Origin of the sequence: Rhodopseudomonas palustris, assembly GCF_003591005.1 — a bacterium.
Taxonomy (GTDB): Bacteria; Pseudomonadota; Alphaproteobacteria; order Rhizobiales; family Xanthobacteraceae; genus Rhodopseudomonas; species Rhodopseudomonas palustris_K.
In genome coordinates, this window is record NZ_QYYD01000023.1 from 69,866 (window position 1) to 87,056 (window position 17,191).

A 17,191-nucleotide genomic window follows, 5' to 3' on the forward strand; every position below is an offset into this window, starting at 1 on the left:
CGCTGTCACGACGCTGATCGCGGCAAACCGTCGCCCATCACGGTCTTGCGGGACGGCTGCCGGTCGAACGACGGGCTGGCGAGCACGGCGATCATGCTGATCGTGCCGATCCCCACCAGGTACAAGGCGATCGGCCACGCCGACTTGGCCCACAGGAACAGGCTGCTCGACAACAGCGGAGTCAGGCCACCGATCAATCCGGCGGCGATGCCGTAGGACAGCGAGATGCCGGTGAAGCGAACCCGCGTATCGAACAGCTTCGACACATAGGCCGGCAGCACGGCGAACAGCGCACTGATCCCGACCATCGCCAGCGTGATGCCGAGGCCGATCGACAGCGGCGTGCCGGCATCGATGAACTTGAAGAACGGGAAGCTGAACGCGGTCGTCCACAGCGCGCCGAAGAACGCCACGGGCTTGAGCCCGACACGGTCCGCCAGCAGCGCGAAGGCCGGGATCATCAGCAGCTCGAAGAACGATCCCACCAGCACCGCGTTGAGCACGGTCTGGCGATCGGCCCCGACGGTTTGCGTCGCGTAGGACACCACGAAGATCGCCTGGACGTAGAACGCCACCGTGGTGCACAGCACGACGCCGAAGCCGATCAGCACGTTCTTCAGGTTGGTCTGCAGCACCGTCTTGATCGGCGCCTGCACGGTCTCGCCCCGCGCCTGCGCTTCGACGAAGGCCGGGCTCTCCAGCAGCTTGACGCGGAACATCAGGCCGATGACGATCAGGATCGCGCTGGCGACGAACGGAATCCGCCAGCCCCACGACATGAAATCGTCTTTCGGCATCATCGCCAGCAGAGCGAAGGTGCCGGTCGACAGAAACAGCGCGATCGGCGACCCCATCTGCGGGAAGCAGCCGAAGAAGCCCTGTCGCTTCTCCGGGGCATGCTCGACGGCGATCAGCGCAGCGCCGGCCCACTCACCGCCGAACGCGATGCCCTGAACGCAGCGCAGCAGGATCAGCAGGATCGGCGCCGCGATGCCGATCTGCGCGTAGCTCGGGACCAGGCCGATCAGCACGGTGGCGCCGCCCATCAGGATCAGCGTCCAGATCAGCATCGACTTACGACCAATCTTGTCGCCGAAGTGACCGCAGATGATGCCGCCGAGCGGCCGCATGACGGCGCCGGCGCTGAAGGTGCCGAACGCCAGCAGCGTGCCGACCAATGGATCGAAGCTCGGGAAGAAGATGGCGTTGAACACCAACGCCGTGGCGGTGCCGTAGATGTAGAAATCGTACCACTCGATGCAGCTGCCCAGCAGGCTGGAGAACGCCGCCGTGACCGGCGTTCGTTCGGCTTTGACCGTTTCCATTCGTTTACTCCCGTTGTTTGTTATTGGTGATGTTGGCGCGATACGCTTCGGCCGCCGACGCGATCGAACGGACGATGTCCTCGTAGCCGGTGCAGCGGCAGAGATTGCCGCTGATGGCGGCGCGAATTTGCGCTTCGGTCGGATCGGGATTGCGACCCAGCAGTTCGAGCGCCACCATGATCATGCCGGAGGTGCAGAAGCCGCACTGAAAGCCGCCGCAGCGGACGAATGCATCCTGAACGGCGCGCGCCATCGCATCGTCGCGGCCTTCGATCGTGACGATGGCGCTGCCACCGGCCGACACGGCCAGGACCAGGCAGGACTTCGCCAGCCGGCCGTCGATCTCGACGCTGCAAGCGCCGCAATCGCCGGTGAGGCAGCCGGCGCGCGCGCCGGTGGCGCCGAGATCTCGAATTACTTCGATCAGCAGGGCTCGTGGATCGATCGCGGCCTCGACAACCTGTCCATTCAACTGCAGGCGAACCGCTTCCGTCGGTGAGGTCGTCATGCCGTCTCCGCGCATTGCTGCAGGGCGCGCAGGACGATCGACGCCGCGACACGCCGTCGATAACCGGGCCCTGCCAGTTCGTCGGCCCACTCGTCGGCCGCCACGCGTGCAGCGAAGCCGGCAGCGAAGTTCTCGATGACGTCGAGCCCGGCTCCAACGGGCAGCAGCGCTTCGGACAGCAGCGGCGCTCCGGTCGCGGCGCCGAGCGCCGCACGCACCCGATCGCCGTCGGCGTCGCGATCGATCGTCACGGCCGCGGTCACGATCGGCCACGAGCCGGTGCTGAATTTCAGCTTCGCGTAGCCGTGCCGTCGCGTCGGCGAGGCTTTGGGAATGACGATGCCGAGCAGCATTTCGTCTGGCCGCCGCGCCGTCGTGAAGGCGCCGCGGAAAAACTCCGCGGCCTCGAGGTCCCGGCTGCCGCGCGTCGAAGCCAATCGAAGGCGCGCGCCGAGGGCGAGCAGGCAGGCCGGCACATCGGAGGACGGATTGGCGTAGCAGGCCGAGCCGCCGATCGTGCCCTGCCCGACGATCGAGACGCCGCCGGTGATCTGCCGGGCCATGCTGGCGAGCAATGGCGCTTGCGTGGCGACGACTGGCGCTGCCATTGCGGCTGCGTAGGTGACGCGCGCACCGAGCCACAGCGCGTCGCCATCTTCCGCGATCGTCTCGAGATTGAGATGCCGCGGATCCAGCACCCGCGTCGGCCGGGTGATCGCATAGGTCATGCTGGGGATCAGCCAGGTGCCCCCGCCGAGCACAGCGCAATCCTCGCCGGCCGCCGCGAGCAGTCCGAGCGCCTCGTCGATCGAGCGCGGCGCGTGGTAATCGAAACGCTGCTGGATCACGTGCGATCCCCCGGCAGCAGGTCCAACAACGTCTCGGGTTTGCACGGCAGCCGCGACAGCCTGCGGCCGGTCTCGCCGAGCGCGTCCGCGACCGCATTGGCGATCACCGCCATGGCGCCGCCAAAGCCGGATTCGCCGGCGCCCTTGACCCCGAGCGGATGCAGCGGGCTCGGTGTGCAACGATGCCCGATGCGGACATTCGGAAGATCGGGCGCGCGCGGCAGTACGTAGGACTTGAAGCGCCGCGTCGTCGTCGCGCCGCCCTCATCGTGCAGCAGTTCCTCCCACAGCGCCGCGCCGATTCCCATCGCCACAGCGCCGCGGAACTGTCCTTCCACCAGCTGCGGATTGACGACGACGCCGCAATCATGGATCGCCGCGTAGTCGAGCACGCTGACGCAGCCGGTGGCGCCATCGACCTCCACGGCAGCGGCGTGAACCGCGTAAGGGAACGACGGGTAGGAGCTGATCCGGCCCCAGGCATCCGGCGTGTGGCGGACGTTGCCCGATCGGTAGGTCCGCGTCACCTGCAGCGGCAGTTCGACATCGAGCGCGGTCGAATAAGCGAAGGTGTAGATGGTCGACACCGCCTTCTCGAACGGCAGCGCGCGATCGGCATGGCCACGCACGACGATCTGACCGCCCTCGAAGTCGAGTTCATCGCGCTGTGCCTGCAGCAGGGTCACCGCGCAGGTTGCAATACGATCGCGCAGATCGCGCGCCGCCAGCACGGCCGCCGCTCCGCCGAACATCAGGCTTCGGCTGCTGGTGTTGCCGCCGCCGAACGGCGTGATGTCGGTGTCGCCCTGGGTGACACTGATGCGATCGGGATGAACGCCGAACACGTCGGCGACGAGCTGAGCGATGCCGGTCTCATTGCCACTGCCGGGCGAGGTCACGCTGGTGGCGACGCGGATCGATCCGGTCGGATCGACAGTGACCATCGAAGTCTCGAAGCCTGACGGCATCGAACCGGGAAACGAAGCGCCTTCGGGCGTGAGCTCGAATGCGAAGCCGATGCCGATATGGCGGCCGGTGTTTTGCGCCTCCGCCTTGGCGGCCGACCAGTGCGGCCGGTCGAACAATTCGCCGAGCTGATCGAGCGCGCCTTCATAGTCGCCACTGTCGAGCATCAGGCCGGACGGCAGACGATGCGGGAAACCGTCCTTGTTCAGCAGATTGCGCCGGCGCACCTCGACCGGATCGAGGCCGAGCTCGGCCGAGATCAGCTCGATGGCGCGCTCCATCACCACATTGGCGGTCTCCTTGCCGTAGCCGCGCACGCCCTGCCACGGCGGCTTGTTGGTGGTGACGACCACCGAGTCGATCGCGCAGTTCGCAATCGCATAGACGGTCGGAAACACGGTCGGCGTGACGAACGCCATCAGCCAGCCGCCGCCTGCGCCGATCGCACCGACATCTGCCCGCACCAGATTGCGAAAAGCCGTGATGGTGCCGTCGGCGCGCGCCGCGATCTCGAACTCGTGGGTCTGCTCGCGCGCATTGGCGAGGAAGCACTCTTCGCGGCTCTCGACGAAGGCGACCGGCCGTTGCAGCCGGCGGCTGAGCAGCGCGACGATGACTTCCTCCGGATGCCCGACCATCTTCAGGCCGAAGGTACCCCCCATCTGCGGCGCGACGACGCGTATGCTGGTTTCCGGCAGATCGAGTGCCTGCGCCAGCAGCCAGCGCGTCGGATGCGGCTGCTGCACCGTGCCGTGAAACGCCAGCTTCTCCGCTTTGGCGTCCCAATCGGCGATGTAGCATCGGGTTTCGATCGGCGCGGTCGTCGCGGCGCCGAAGCTCATCGTGCCGCGCACCACGTGATCGGCCGCCGCCACTGCGGCTGCCACGTCACCCTGCTCGATGCTGTCGCGGAACACGATATTGGTCGCCCATGCCCGGCGGGCCGGCGGCGAGGAGGCCGCCGCGCCCGACGCCGCATCGAGCACGGCATCGAGCGGCTGGTAGTCGACCTCGATCAGACGCGCCGCGGCTTCGGCGTCCGCCAGCCGTTCCGCGACGATCGCAGCGACCGGCTGGCCGACATAAAGCACTTCATCCACCGCGAGACACCACACATCGATCGGGCCCGGAAAGCGCTCCCGCGGCACGCGTGTTGGCATCGGCTTCGACAACTCGGTGACGTCATTGCCGGTCAGGACTGCAACGACACCTGGAGCGCGCCGGGCCGCGCTGACGTCGAGGCTGCGTATCGCGGCGTGGGCATGAGGGCTGCGCAGCAGTGCGACGCGCAGCGTCTCCGGCCGTATCAGGTCGGCCGCATATTCGCTGGCGCCGGTGACGAATCGGCCGGCCTGTTTGCGCGGAACACTGGCCCCGACCCACCGGGTCGTCTGCGGTGGCGATGCGGCCGTGACGGCAGATTGCTGGCCGACGAATTCGGCACTCGCGCGGTCGACCACGCCGACGTCCTTCCCTGAGAGGCGGTTATTGTTAAACACGAATTTAAAACATAAATTTAGATTTCGTCAAGCGTCCGGCTTCGCGCGCCGCGGCCCGCTACTCAGCGCTTGCGGCGTGGGGCTTGGGGGGACGGCTGGCGAACGCCTGCAACCAGAAAATCGAGCAGCGCCTCGTGAACATCGGCCAATCCGCGCGCCTTGACCCTGCCGCCGGATAGTTGTTCAGCGCGATCGAGCACGCCATGATCGGCCACGGAATAGACGACCGAACCGATCATGAACACGTAGCGCCAATAAAAGACATCCGGATCCACATCCGGACAAGCATCGTGGATCGCCTGGATGAAGCGCCTGGCCATCGGATCAAAATGGCCGGAGATGATCGCCGCGGTAACCTCCGAGGGAGCCAGACGATGTTGCAGGATCATGCGTGCGAACAGCCGGCCGCTCTTGCCGTCGAGATACGGCTGGATAAAAATCTCGAGAATCGCCCGAAGATCGGGCGGCCGTTTCGCCCGTTTCGCTTCGGCCAGGCATCGATCGAGTTCGTCCGTTCGTCGCTCGTTCAACCGCGTCGACAGGCGATCGAACACCGAGTGGACGAGATCCGACTTCGAACCGAAGTAATAACTCACCGCCGCGACATTGACTTCTGCCCGCTGGGTGATGTCGCGCAACGTTGCCTTCTCCACCCCCATTTCGGCAAAGACGTGCTCGGCCGCGGAAATGATCCGGCTCTTGATTTCCTGGTCACGCTGAGGACTTGCCGTCCGTGCCCGTATGGTTCGCTTCGGCGTCATGGCGCCGGCCTTTTAAACGAGAATTTGAAATTTGCGAAGGCCCGCTTGTGCCGGACATGATGTCCGCCGCCGGCCCGACGGGGCAATGAAACGGGCAGCAATACGGAGCGCGCGGTGCGGATATAGCAGGCGCGGCCCTGCGAGTGGTCCTCGAATTTCATCGGCTGCTCGACGGCCAGCATCTTTCAAGTTGCCAGCGCCTGGATGGGCAGCGATCGCTGCAGAGTCAGCGAGCCGGCGGATCTCCGTTGGCTGCGGGCAGTATCATCGGTCGGCGACCGGAAGGTGATGTTGGAGCGGCATGCTGCTGATCGCCTGCCCTCGCGGCAACCATGCTATTACTTCGCGGCACCCCGACGAAGCCCTGTCCGCCGGGGCAGCTATCGTGCCATCATCTTGAAGGGCACCGGGGCCTGCTCGTCAGGGCGACGGCACGGAGGCGTCGACGGATCGCCGATGGCGGAGAGAGTGGGATTCGAACCCACGGTACGGTTTCCCGCACACACGCTTTCCAAGCGTGCGCCTTAAGCCACTCGGCCATCTCTCCGGGCGCCCTCTCATGACCGCGCCGTGCGGATTTTGCAAGGGATCGGCGCGGGATGCGGGCGATTTCCAGCTAAATTATTGATTTGGCGAGGCTCTGGTCACCGGCAAGGCCGCCACCCGCGACGGGACGCTGACGGTCGGGCGGCCGAGCTGGGTCTTAGCCTTCGCCGTTCGGGAATTACTGGTGGAAATGCCGCAAAGGCATGGATGGCCGGGACAAGCCCGGCCATGACGGAATGCGAGGGCACGCCAAGCCGTTCAAGATGGCGAGCAAATTCGCGAGGCATCCAACGCGTTTACGCCAGTCGCCCAGGCGTGCAGGCTCCTACTGCAAGATCGCTCCGCCATAGGCCATCGGTGGGCGGCGCGACCAGCCGCCGGCCAGCTTGAGGGCGGGGGCTTCTCCGGCCGCAGCGGCATTGCCGGCCTCGCCCTTAGCCGCATGGGCCGCGCCGAGGGCATCGACGAAATCCGAGAACCAGGACTGCACGCTGCCGCGACGCAGCTTGCCCATCATGACTTCCCAGCGCATACGGCGCTCGGTGAGGGGCATGGCAAGGGCGGTGGCGATGGCGCGGGCCATGCTCTCGATGTCGTGCGGGTTGACCAACAGCGCGGTGTCGAGCTCGTTGGCGGCGCCGGCGAATTTCGACAGCACCAGCACGCCGGGGTCGATCGGGTTCTGCGCGGCGACATATTCCTTCGCCACCAGGTTCATGCCGTCCTGTAGCGGCGTCACCAGGCCGACCTGTGCGGTGCGGTACAGCCCAGCCAGCACGGCCTGGCGGAAGCCCTTGTTGAGGTAGCGGATCGGCGTCCAGTCGGCCTCGCCGAGCCGGCCGTTGACGTCGCTGACCAGCCGGGCGAGGTCGCCCTGCAGATTGCCATAGGCTTCGATCGTGCCGCGCGACGGCGTCGCGATCTGCAGCAGAGACACGGTTCGCTGCAGCGACGGCCGGCTCGTCAGCATCCGCTCGAACGCGTTGACGCGGTTGATCAGACCCTTCGAGTAATCGAGCCGGTCGACACCGATCACCAGCTTCTCGCCGTTCAGGCTCTTGCGCAGCCGCGACACGTCGGGGTGCGCCACCGCCTTCTGCGCCTGCTGGGCGAACAGATCAGCATCGATGCCGATCGGAAACACCTGACAACGCGAGGCGCCGCGCGAGCTGGTCACGACACCGTCGGTGATCGGCAGGCCGAGCTCGGCTTTGACGTAGGCCAGGAAGTTGTCGCGATCCTCCTCGGTTTGAAAACCGATCAGATCATAAGCCAGCATTGCCTCGATCAGTTCGCGATTGTGCGGCACGCAGCCCATCGTGGCGGGCGAGGCCCAGGGCGTGTGCAGGAAGAAGCCGATCGGCTGGGTAACGCCGAGGTCGCGCAGCTCGGCCCCCAGCGCAAGGAAATGGTAGTCCTGAATCCAGAAGGCAGTATCGGGTTTGCGGAACCGCATCAGTGCCCGCGCCATGAACCCATTCACTTCGCGATAGGAATGGTAGTCGTCCTGGGACACACGGATCAGATCGGCACGGGAGTGCAGCGCCGGCCACAGCGCCGAATTTGCGAATCCTTCGTAGTAGCCACCGTAATGCGCCGCCGGCAGATCCAGCATCGCCAACGCACCGGCGCCGAGTTCTTCAATTTCGGCGAAGGGTTCCCTCTGTGCGCCATCGCGCACGCGACCACTGGAGCCCACCCAGATGGCGCCAGATTTTTCAACAACGGGTAACAGCGCGGCGGCCAGACCACCCGTCATCGGCTCGTTCGCCGAAGCTCTTGCCACCCGGTTGGAAACGACGACTAGGTTCACTTGTCCCTCCGGCGCCCCTACTGATGTTCGGCGAATTAACAGCCGTTCATCAAGTTCGTTCCATGACGCAATTCGAACAACTTTAAGGCCGTCCGATGGTCATGCACCGCACAGACTTCCGCGGTGGGTGGTGCAGCAGGTCGCCAGAGTACCGTTAGCTACGGCGCCGGTGGATCAAGCAGGCGTGTCAGCCAGGCGCGGACATCGCGCGGCTCTTCGAAATGGCCGTTGACGATGTCGCTGTGGCGTCCGACCGCAAAGGCGAGGCCGCGTAGTTCGGGCATGATGGCGAACACGGTTTCGTCGGTGACGTCGTCGCCGATGAACACCGGGCGCCGGCCGGTGAACGGCTGATGCTTCATCAATTCGATGACGCCGGTTGCCTTGGTGAAACCTGAATGCTTGATCTCGCACACCGACTTGCCGGGCAGCACTTCCAGCGGCGCGTGCGGATTCTCGGCGCGGATCGCCGCGACGGATTCGTAGATCGCCTTCTCGGTATGCGGCGCGAGGCGATAATGCAGCGCCAGCGAATAACCCTTGTCCTCGAGCAGAATGCCGGGACTGATCCGCGCAATCGCGGCGAGCCGGCTCTTCAGTTCCGGATCGAGCGGCGGCGCATGCACGGCGGCGGTTTCGCCGCCCGACAACAGCCGCATCTCGGCGCCGTGCCCTCCGACCGCGGGCAGCTTCATCGGCGCGAAGATCAGGTCGATGTCGTTGATCGAGCGGCCGCTGACCAGCGCCATCGCGCCCGAGGTGCGTTCGTGCAACTGCCGCAGCGTCTGCTCCAGCTCCGGCGGCACCCAGACTTCGCGCGGCGTCGGCGCGAAGTCGAGCAACGTGCCGTCGATGTCGAGCAGCAGCGCGCAGTGGTCGAGAGCAGGCATCGCCACGGCCGATGCAGGCACCGAGTTCGAATTCAACCGTGTTGCCGTTTCGGCGAGTTTCGCAGTCATTTGCCTTCCTCTACGGCGGCCAGCGGCCGCGCGACGTGTTCGAGCGACCGACGTTCGGCCGCGATACCATAGCGCCACCCGACGAAGGCGGCGACCACCATCAGCACGGCGCCGAGCAGATAGCCGGCGAACAGGCTGCCGCGCGATCCTGTGTCGATCAGCGCACCGAACAGCGCCGGCCCGGCGACGCCGCCGACGCCGGTGCCGAACGCATAGAACAGCGCGATCGCCAGCGCCCGCACCTCCAGCGGAAAGGTCTCGCTCACGGTGAGATAGGCGGCGCTCGCCGCCGGCGAGGCGAAGAAGAAGATGATCATCCAGGCGATCGTCTGGCTCTGCGCGCTGAGCGCGCCGATCGAGAACAGATAGCCCGAGATCGCCAGCAGGACACCGGACACGCCATAGGTGAATGCGATCATGGTGCGGCGGCCGAGCGTGTCGAACAGCCGCCCGAGCAGCAGCGGCCCGAGAAAATTGCCGGCCGCGAACGGCAGGATGTACCAGCCGACGTGGCTGGACGGAATGTCGAAGAAATCGGTCAGCACCAGCGCGTAGGTGAAGAAGATGGCGTTGAAGAAGAACGCCTGCGCGGCCATCAGAGTCAGCCCGACCAGCGAGCGCTGCCGATAGGTGTGAAACAGCGTGCGCGCCACCTCGCCCAGCGGCGTATGAGTGCGCATCCGCAACCTGATCTTCGGATGCGGACGCTGCGCGCGCGGATCGATCCGCGCGGTGCGTTCGAGCTCGGTGACGATCGCTTCGGCTTCCTCCGGACGGCCATGCGTCATCAGCCAGCGCGGACTTTCCGGAATCCAGAACCGCATCGCGAATACCACCAAGCCGAGCACGGCGCCGGTGAAGTAAGCGAGCCGCCAGCCATGCTCGGGATCGATCACCGCGGGATCGAGCAGCACGATGGCGGCGACGGCGCCGAGCGCCGCGCCGAGCCAGAAGCTGCCGTTGATGACGAGATCGGTCCAGCCGCGATAGCGCGCCGGCATCAGCTCCTGGATGGTCGAATTGATCGCCGTGTATTCGCCGCCGATGCCCGCGCCGGTGAGTAAGCGGAACAGCGCGTAGCTCCACAGATTCCAGGAGAACGCCGTCGCCGCCGTCGCCGCGAGATACAGAGCCAGCGTGATGAAGAACAGCTTCTTGCGGCCGATCCGGTCGGTCAGCCAGCCGAACCCGATAGCGCCGATCACCGCGCCGGCGAGGTAAGCGCTGTTGGCGATCCCGACGTCGAGATTGGAGAATTGCAACTGCGGACTGGCCTTCAGGGCGCCTGCCAGCGACCCCGCCAGCGTAACCTCGAGCCCATCCAATATCCATGTGACGCCGAGCGCCAGCACCACCCGGGTATGGATCCGGCTCCACAGCAGTCCGTCCAGCCGCGCCGGGATATCGGTCTCGACCACACGGCTATCCGCAGCCGGCGCATGGGGCGGCTTCGTGCTTGCGGCGCTGGTCGAATAAGCCATTCCCCTCGCTCGGCGTGTTGAGCCACGCCGCACCCGCCGACGGCGATGCGCCGCGGGCGGCGGACAGATGGGCCGATAACGGAAGGTGGCGACATCGGTTCCGAATCGGGGTCGGGCGGCACTTGGGGTGGTGCGGCACGCGTCGCAGCAGCGGCCGCCCCGGCTCGCGGTAGCCCGTTCTGCCAAAAGCTTGACGCCCCTCCCCACGGTTGGATATGACTACGTACGAACGTTCGTTCGTAGACCCACAGAGATGGGTCACAATAGGGGAGAGCGGCGGAATGCGCGTGATTATCGTTGGGGCAGGAATCGCCGGCATGACGGCTGCGATCGCCCTGCACAAGAAGGGCCACGAGGCCGTCGTGCTCGAGCAGGCGCCGGAGCTGAAAGAGATTGGGGCCGGCATTCAGCTGGCCGCCAATGGGGTCTGGGTGTTGCGCGAGCTTGGACTGGAACAGGCCGTCGCCGACGCGGGCGTCATTCCGCAGTCCTACGAGCTGCGCGACATCGCCAAAGGCAAGCTGCTCAGCCTGTCACCGCTCGGCGATATCGGCGCCAAACACTGGGGCGCCCCGCTCTACAACATCCACCGCGCCGACCTGATCGATCTGTTGGCGCGAGCGATGCCGGCCGAATCGCTGCGCCTCGGTGCGCCGGTCGCTTCGTTCGATCAGGACGCGGCCGGCGTCACCGTGCGGCTAGCGTCGGGCGAACAGATCCGTGGCGACGTGCTAATCGGCGCCGACGGCATCCACTCGGTGATCCGTAAGCAGCTGCGCGGCGAGGAGCCGACGCATTTCTCCAACATCCTGATGTGGCGCGCGCTGATCCCGGCCGACAAGCTGCGCCACGTCAATCTCGAGGAGAAGGGCAATTACTGGTTCGGCCCCGGTCGCACGCTGATCACCTATTGGGTGCGGCCGAACAATCTCTACAGCATCCTGGCGTCCGTGCCGGCCGCCGAAGTGCAGCGCGAATCCTGGACCGAGAGCGGCGACATCGACGACCTGCATCGCTCGTTCGCCGACATCGAGCCGCGCGCGCGCAAGATGATGGAGCAGATCGAAACCGGCTTCATCACCGGCATGTATTATCGCGATCCGATCGACCGCTGGACCTATGGCCGGGTCACCCTGATGGGCGACGCCGCGCATCCGATGGTGCCGTTCCTGGCGCAAGGCGCCGCGCAGGGCATCGAGGATGCCTGGACGCTGGCAACCATGCTGTCGTCGCACAGCGACGCAGGCGAGGCGCTGCAGGAATATGAGCAACGCCGCCGGCCGCGCACCACCCGCGTGCAGTCCGGCGCCCGCGCCATGGTCAAGCTCACCCACGAATCCGATCCCGCGCGCATCCGCGCCCGCGACGGCCGCTGGAAGGGCGTCCAGCACGTCGATCCGATGACCGAGACGACCTGGGGCTTCGTCTGGGGTTACAACGTGGTCGAGGCGGTCAAGCGCCCGGCCGGCGAAGTGCTCGGCCTGTCGGCGACGCGCGAGGGCAAGACCCTGAAGCGGCCCGAGAGCCAGCGCGCCTTCGCGCTGTGGAAGAACGCGTTCTCGCCCGAGCAGGTCGCGCGCGGCCATGACGGCCTGCGCGAAGGCTACGAGGAGTTTCTCGCCGCCAACTTCCCGCTTCCCAAGGATGTCGCGGTCGAGCAGCTCGAACTCCGCGGCGTCCCGGCGTTCCGGGTGCACGCCGCTAACAAGTCGGCCGGCGCGCCGACCGTGCTGCATTTCCACGGCGGCGGCTATGTGCTCGGCTCGGCGCGCGGCTCGCTGGAATACGCGCAGCGGCTCGCCGAAACGGTGGGCGGCAGCTGCGTCACCGTCGACTATCGGCTGGCGCCGGATCATCCCTACCCGGCCGCGATCGACGACGCGCTCGACGCCTATCGGGCGCTGCTCGACGACGGCATTCCGGCCTCGTCCATCATCCTGAGCGGCGAGTCGTCCGGCGGCGGCCTGGCGCTGGCGCTGGCGATCGCGCTCAAGACCACGGACGATCCGCAGCCCGCAGGCATCATCGGCGTCTGTCCGTTCGCCGATCTCACCTTGCGCGGCGACAGCGTGTCGAAATTCCACGGCGACGATCCCGCCGCCAATCGCGACATGCTGACCTATCTCGGCGCGTCCTACTTCCAGGGCCACGAGCCGACCGATCCGCTGGTGTCGCCACTGTACGGCGATCTCTCCGGCCTGCCGCCGATCTATCTGACGGCGAGCGAGGGCGAGGTGCTGCTCAGCGACACCACCCGGCTGATCGAGCGCGCCAAGCGGGCCGGCATCGATGTGACGTCGCGGATCGTGGACGACTCGGTCCACGTCTACACGCTGTTCCCGTTCCTGCCCGAGACCAAAGCGACGATGCAGGACATCGGGACATGGGCGCAACAATTACGGCGCTGATCAGCAGCGCCGCCGTCAACTAGAAACAAAACACAGGGTGAGAAACGATGAGAACCTTCGCAGGGTCTATGGTCGCGTGCGCGCTGTCGTGCGTTCTGGCCGGACAAGTCGCCGCGCAAACGCCGGGCATCTCCAACAATGTCGTCAAGATCGGCGTGCTCGCCGACATGTCCGGCGTGTTCCAGGATCTGAGCGGCGCGAATTCCGAAACCGCCGCCCGCATGGCGATCGAGGATTTCGTCAACAACGAGAAGCCGCCGTTCAAGGTCGAACTGGTCGTCTCCGATCATCAGAACAAGCCGGATATCGCGGTCAGCCGGGTGCGTGAGTGGTACGATGTCGACGGCGTCGACATGGTCACCGACGCGATCAATTCGGCGGTGGCGCTGGCGGTGTCGGGCGTCACGCGTGACAAGAACCGCGTGCTCATGGTCACCGGTGCCGGCACCACCACGCTGGTCAACGAGCAGTGCTCGCCCAACACCGTGCTGTATGCCTGGGATACGCACGGCATTTCCAACGCGCTCGCCGGGTCGATCACGCGGTCGGGGAAGAAGAACTGGTACTTCCTGACGGTGGACTACGCGCTCGGCCAGGCGATCGAGAAGGACGCGACCCAGGCGATCGTCGCGGCAGGCGGCAAGGTGATCGGATCGCGCAAGCATCCGACCGGCACGGCGGACTTCTCGTCCTTCGTGCTCAGCGCGCAAAGCGCCGGGCCGGACGTGATCGGGCTCGCCAATGCCGGCGGCGATCTGATCAATTCGGTCAAGGCGGCGCGCGACTTCGGCATCACCCAGACGCTGGCGCCACTCGCCGCGTCGCTGACCGACGTGCACGCCATCGGCCTCGACGCCGCGCAGGGCATGATCCTGGTCGAGGGCTTCTACTGGAACCGCGACGATGAATCGCGCGCCTGGAGCCAACGCTTCTTCAAGCAGCGCAACCGCATGCCGATCATGCTGCAGGCCGGCCTGTATTCGGCGATCACCAGCTATCTGAAGGCGGTCAAGCAGACCGGCACCGACGATCCGAAGACCGTGCTCGATCATCTCAAAACCACCGAGATCAACGACGTCTTCGCCAAGGGCGGGCGGATCCGCGCGGACGGCCGCATGATCCACGACATGTATGTGCTGGCGGTGAAGAAGCCGGCTGACTCTCGCATCGCCTGGGATTATGTCGACATCCGCGAAACCATCCCGGGCAGCAGCGCCTATCCGCCGCTGTCGGAGTCGAAATGCCCGCTGGTGAAGTGATCCACGCGATCGGGCGCTGATGTACAACAGGACCACACGGCCCGCGGCTGGCTCCAGTCGCGGGCCGATGATCTGAGGCACGAGAAAAACGGGACGGAAGTGATGCCCCACAACAAGCGACTGCTGAAAACCTGGCCGCCTCGCCTGCCGACGGCTGTCGAGCCGCCGGCCACCTCGCTGTGGGACAATCTCGCCGTCAGCGCCGCGCGCTATCCGCACCGGACCGCGCTCGGCTTCCTCGGCAGCAGCCTGACCTATCAGCAGCTCAAGCACAGCGCCGAGCGGTTGGCGGCGCGTCTCAACGCGTTGGGCGTCGGGGCCGGCGACCGCGTGCTGGTGGTGATGCAAAACTGCCCGCAGCTGGTGATCGCGCATCTAGCGATCGCGCGCGCCAACGCGGTGACCGTGCCGGTCAACCCGATGAACCGCGCCGAAGAGCTGCGCCACTACATCACCGACGCGCAAGCCAAAGTGGCGCTGACCACCGGCGACCTCGCCGAAGGCCTGGCTGCCGCCAGCAACGGCATCGATGGCGGCGACCGGCTGCAGCATCTCATCGTCAGCCAGTTCACCGATGTCCTTGGTGACGATGCGTCGATCCCGCCGCCATGGCGCGACTGGCTGACGACGCAGCATGCTCTGCCGAACCTCCGCGGCGCCGCCGTGCACGCCTGGCGTGACGCCGTCGCGGCCGACGATCCGCTGCCGGAACTGCGGGTCGGCCGCGATGATCTGGCGCTGCTGCCCTACACCAGCGGCACCACCGGGCTGCCGAAGGGCTGCATGCTGACCCACGGCAGCGTCACCCACAATGCGATGACCACGATGTTCTGGATCGACGGCACGCCCGAAACCGTCAGCCTCGGCGTGCTGCCGATGTTTCATATCACTGGCCTCGTGTGCGTGATGCACGGCGCGATCTATGCCGGCGCGACGCTCATCATCATGCCGCGCTGGGATCGCGACGTCGCCGGCCGGCTGATCTCGCAGCACCGCGTCAGCCATTGGCTGTCGATCCCGACCATGATCATCGATCTGCTCGCGAGCCCCAATCTCGATCAGTACGATCTGTCGAGCCTGGTGCAGATCGGCGGCGGCGGCGCGGCGATGCCGCAGGCCGTCGCCGAGCGCCTGCGCGAGCGGTTCGGTCTCGAATTCGTTGAAGGCTACGGCCTCACCGAGACCTCCGCCGTCACGCTGATGAATCCCTGCGACGCGCCCAAGCTGCAATGCCTCGGCATTCCGTTCATCAGCGTCGATGCGCGGATCATCGACATCGAGACCGGGCAGGAGATCGCCGACGGTGAGCAGGGCGAGATCGCCGTGCATGGGCCGCAGGTGTTTCAGGGCTATTGGCAGCGCCCCGACGCGACCGAGCAGGCGTTCATCGAGATCGACGGCAAGCGCTTTCTGCGCACCGGCGATCTCGGCTATCGCGATGCGGACGGTTACTTCTTCATCACCGATCGGCTCAAGCGCATGATCAACGCCGCCGGCTACAAGGTGTGGCCGGCCGAGCTGGAGGCGCTGATGTTCCGGCATCCCGGCATTCAGGAGGTCTGCATCATCAGTTCGACCGACGCCTATCGGGGCGAGACCGTCAAGGCCGTGGTGGTGCGCCGGCCGTCGCATGCCGATCTGACCGAGCAGGACATCATCGCCTGGTGCCGGACCCAGGTGAGCGCCTACAAGGTGCCGCGCATCGTCGAGTTCAAGGAGGCGCTGCCGAAGAGCGCCTCCGGCAAGGTGATGTGGCGCGCCCTGCAGGACGCGGAGGCGGCGATACGCTAAGGCGCCGCGCCGGGCGCCGCCGTCCCCTCGTGCGCCGCAGCAGCGGCGCGGTTGCCAGCCCCCGGCGGCTCGGTTAGCTCTGGCTCCAGGCCGCAGCGGCCTTTGGAGCATGCCGGAATGAGTCCGACCGAGATGAAGCGCACGCGGACGGGCGCACGGGTGCCGGCCGACGGTCCGGCTCTCAGCTATCAGGGCGATCTGGTCGACGAGAGCGCCATCATCGGCCAGCCGGACTCGCCCGCCGGCCGGATGCGGATCAAGATCCTGCTGACCGCGATCGCGCTGTTCGCCGAACGCGGCTACGAGACCTGCAGCATGCGCACCATCGCCAGCGCCGTCGGGCTGCGCGCGCCGACGCTGTACAACTACTACCCGTCGAAGGAAGCGCTGCTGGTCGCGGCAGTCGATTTCGGCATGGACAATTTCTTTTCCTACGTGCTGAAGGACATCGACCAGACCGACCGCAGCGAGCGCCTGCTCGAGATTGCCCGCCGCCACGCCGGCTACAAGCTGCGTCACCAGGTCATCTCGCGCGCCAACGACCGGCTGATCGATCCGCAGTTCGGCAAGCTGTTCTTTGCCGAAACCGACCGCGAGCATTTCCGGCGCCGGCTCGACGCCTATCGCTACAGGATCCACGATCTCGTCACCGATTTCGTCGGGGTGGACGATCCGGTCGATCCGATGTTCGTCACCGTGGCGATCATGAACCAGTGGGACCGCGCCGCCTATTGGTTCAAGCCCGACGGCCGGCGCACGATCGACGAGACGCTGCAGCAGATCCTGGTGCTGACGTTTAGGTTGCTCAATGCCGATCTGCCGAAGGCATCGGCCAGCTGACGGCAGCGAGGAACGACCACTCCCGCCGCTCTGCGCGGAGCACAGCCTCACCCCGTCATTCCGGGTCGGGGGGGGGAGCAGGGGGGCCCCCCGAAAAAAAGAACACCCGCCCCCCCAGGGGGCCCGCCGGGGGGCGCGGGGGGGGCCCCCCCCCCCCCCGGGGTATTTTTTGTGGGGGGGGGGGCGG

Annotated in this window: 12 protein-coding genes and 1 tRNA gene; 4 read left to right on the forward strand and 9 right to left on the reverse strand. The window is 66.3% G+C overall.

Translation table 11 applies throughout. The features are described 5' to 3' along the window. Positions 1-5: 5 nt before the first annotated feature. The 9 genes from D4Q52_RS20370 to D4Q52_RS20415 all read right to left on the reverse strand — a co-directional run bounded on the left by D4Q52_RS20370 (position 6) and on the right by D4Q52_RS20415 (position 10,706). Complete coding sequence (locus tag D4Q52_RS20370) at positions 6-1,325, reverse strand: MFS transporter (RefSeq protein ID WP_119858401.1); 1,320 nt, start codon at positions 1,323-1,325, stop codon at positions 6-8. A gap of 4 nt (positions 1,326-1,329) precedes the next feature. After that, positions 1,330-1,833 carry a (2Fe-2S)-binding protein gene (locus D4Q52_RS20375; RefSeq protein ID WP_119858420.1) on the reverse strand — a complete coding sequence of 168 codons (504 nt, stop codon included), beginning with the start codon at positions 1,831-1,833 and terminating at the stop codon, positions 1,330-1,332. Then, positions 1,830-2,681, reverse strand: coding sequence for an FAD binding domain-containing protein (locus D4Q52_RS20380; RefSeq protein WP_182915383.1), 852 nt, complete (start codon positions 2,679-2,681; stop codon positions 1,830-1,832). Before D4Q52_RS20380 ends, D4Q52_RS20375 begins: the two co-directional genes overlap by 4 nt. Continuing rightward, complete coding sequence (locus D4Q52_RS20385; RefSeq protein WP_119858403.1) at positions 2,678-5,107, reverse strand: xanthine dehydrogenase family protein molybdopterin-binding subunit; 2,430 nt, start codon at positions 5,105-5,107, stop codon at positions 2,678-2,680. Before D4Q52_RS20385 ends, D4Q52_RS20380 begins: the two co-directional genes overlap by 4 nt. Positions 5,108-5,208: 101 nt before the next feature. After that, positions 5,209-5,907: a TetR/AcrR family transcriptional regulator gene (locus D4Q52_RS20390; RefSeq protein ID WP_119858404.1), complete on the reverse strand. Its 699-nt coding sequence runs from the start codon at positions 5,905-5,907 to the stop codon at positions 5,209-5,211. 457 nt (positions 5,908-6,364) lie between these two features. Continuing rightward, positions 6,365-6,454, reverse strand: a tRNA-Ser gene (locus D4Q52_RS20400). 324 nt (positions 6,455-6,778) lie between these two features. Further along, positions 6,779-8,266 carry an alpha,alpha-trehalose-phosphate synthase (UDP-forming) gene (gene otsA / locus D4Q52_RS20405; RefSeq protein WP_119858406.1) on the reverse strand — a complete coding sequence of 496 codons (1,488 nt, stop codon included), beginning with the start codon at positions 8,264-8,266 and terminating at the stop codon, positions 6,779-6,781. Between the two features lie 158 nt (positions 8,267-8,424). Further along, positions 8,425-9,225: a trehalose-phosphatase gene (otsB, locus tag D4Q52_RS20410; RefSeq protein WP_119858407.1), complete on the reverse strand. Its 801-nt coding sequence runs from the start codon at positions 9,223-9,225 to the stop codon at positions 8,425-8,427. Continuing rightward, the gene (locus D4Q52_RS20415) at positions 9,222-10,706 is read right to left on the reverse strand and encodes an MFS transporter (protein ID WP_119858408.1); all 1,485 of its coding nucleotides are present in this window, start codon (positions 10,704-10,706) and stop codon (positions 9,222-9,224) included. The genes otsB and D4Q52_RS20415 overlap by 4 nt, the downstream gene beginning before the upstream one ends. Before the next feature lie 281 nt (positions 10,707-10,987). On the opposite strand from D4Q52_RS20415, the gene D4Q52_RS20420 reads away from it, so the two are divergent. The 4 genes from D4Q52_RS20420 to D4Q52_RS20435 all read left to right on the forward strand — a co-directional run bounded on the left by D4Q52_RS20420 (position 10,988) and on the right by D4Q52_RS20435 (position 17,004). Beyond that, entirely contained in the window at positions 10,988-13,114 is a 2,127-nt protein-coding gene (locus D4Q52_RS20420) for an alpha/beta hydrolase fold domain-containing protein (RefSeq protein WP_119858409.1), read from the forward strand. A gap of 47 nt (positions 13,115-13,161) precedes the next feature. Next, a complete protein-coding gene (locus tag D4Q52_RS20425) occupies positions 13,162-14,373 on the forward strand; it encodes an ABC transporter substrate-binding protein (protein ID WP_119858410.1) in 1,212 nt (403 codons plus the stop codon). Positions 14,374-14,475: 102 nt separating this feature from the next. After that, positions 14,476-16,164: a long-chain fatty acid--CoA ligase gene (locus tag D4Q52_RS20430; RefSeq protein WP_119858411.1), complete on the forward strand. Its 1,689-nt coding sequence runs from the start codon at positions 14,476-14,478 to the stop codon at positions 16,162-16,164. 117 nt (positions 16,165-16,281) lie between these two features. Beyond that, a complete protein-coding gene (locus tag D4Q52_RS20435) occupies positions 16,282-17,004 on the forward strand; it encodes a TetR/AcrR family transcriptional regulator (protein WP_119858412.1) in 723 nt (240 codons plus the stop codon). The last annotated feature ends 187 nt before the right edge of the window (positions 17,005-17,191 follow it).

What these genes read in the sequence shown, in the direction of transcription:
- D4Q52_RS20370 (WP_119858401.1), bottom strand. Translation starts at nt 1,325, where the DNA reads ATGGAAACGGTCAAAGCCGAACGAACGCCGGTCACGGCGGCGTTCTCC.
- D4Q52_RS20375 (WP_119858420.1), bottom strand. Translation starts at nt 1,833, where the DNA reads ATGACGACCTCACCGACGGAAGCGGTTCGCCTGCAGTTGAATGGACAG.
- D4Q52_RS20390 (WP_119858404.1), bottom strand. Translation starts at nt 5,907, where the DNA reads ATGACGCCGAAGCGAACCATACGGGCACGGACGGCAAGTCCTCAGCGT.
- otsB (WP_119858407.1), bottom strand. Translation starts at nt 9,225, where the DNA reads ATGACTGCGAAACTCGCCGAAACGGCAACACGGTTGAATTCGAACTCG.
- D4Q52_RS20415 (WP_119858408.1), bottom strand. Translation starts at nt 10,706, where the DNA reads ATGGCTTATTCGACCAGCGCCGCAAGCACGAAGCCGCCCCATGCGCCG.
- D4Q52_RS20420 (WP_119858409.1), top strand. Translation starts at nt 10,988, where the DNA reads ATGCGCGTGATTATCGTTGGGGCAGGAATCGCCGGCATGACGGCTGCG.
- D4Q52_RS20425 (WP_119858410.1), top strand. Translation starts at nt 13,162, where the DNA reads ATGAGAACCTTCGCAGGGTCTATGGTCGCGTGCGCGCTGTCGTGCGTT.
- D4Q52_RS20430 (WP_119858411.1), top strand. Translation starts at nt 14,476, where the DNA reads ATGCCCCACAACAAGCGACTGCTGAAAACCTGGCCGCCTCGCCTGCCG.
- D4Q52_RS20435 (WP_119858412.1), top strand. Translation starts at nt 16,282, where the DNA reads ATGAGTCCGACCGAGATGAAGCGCACGCGGACGGGCGCACGGGTGCCG.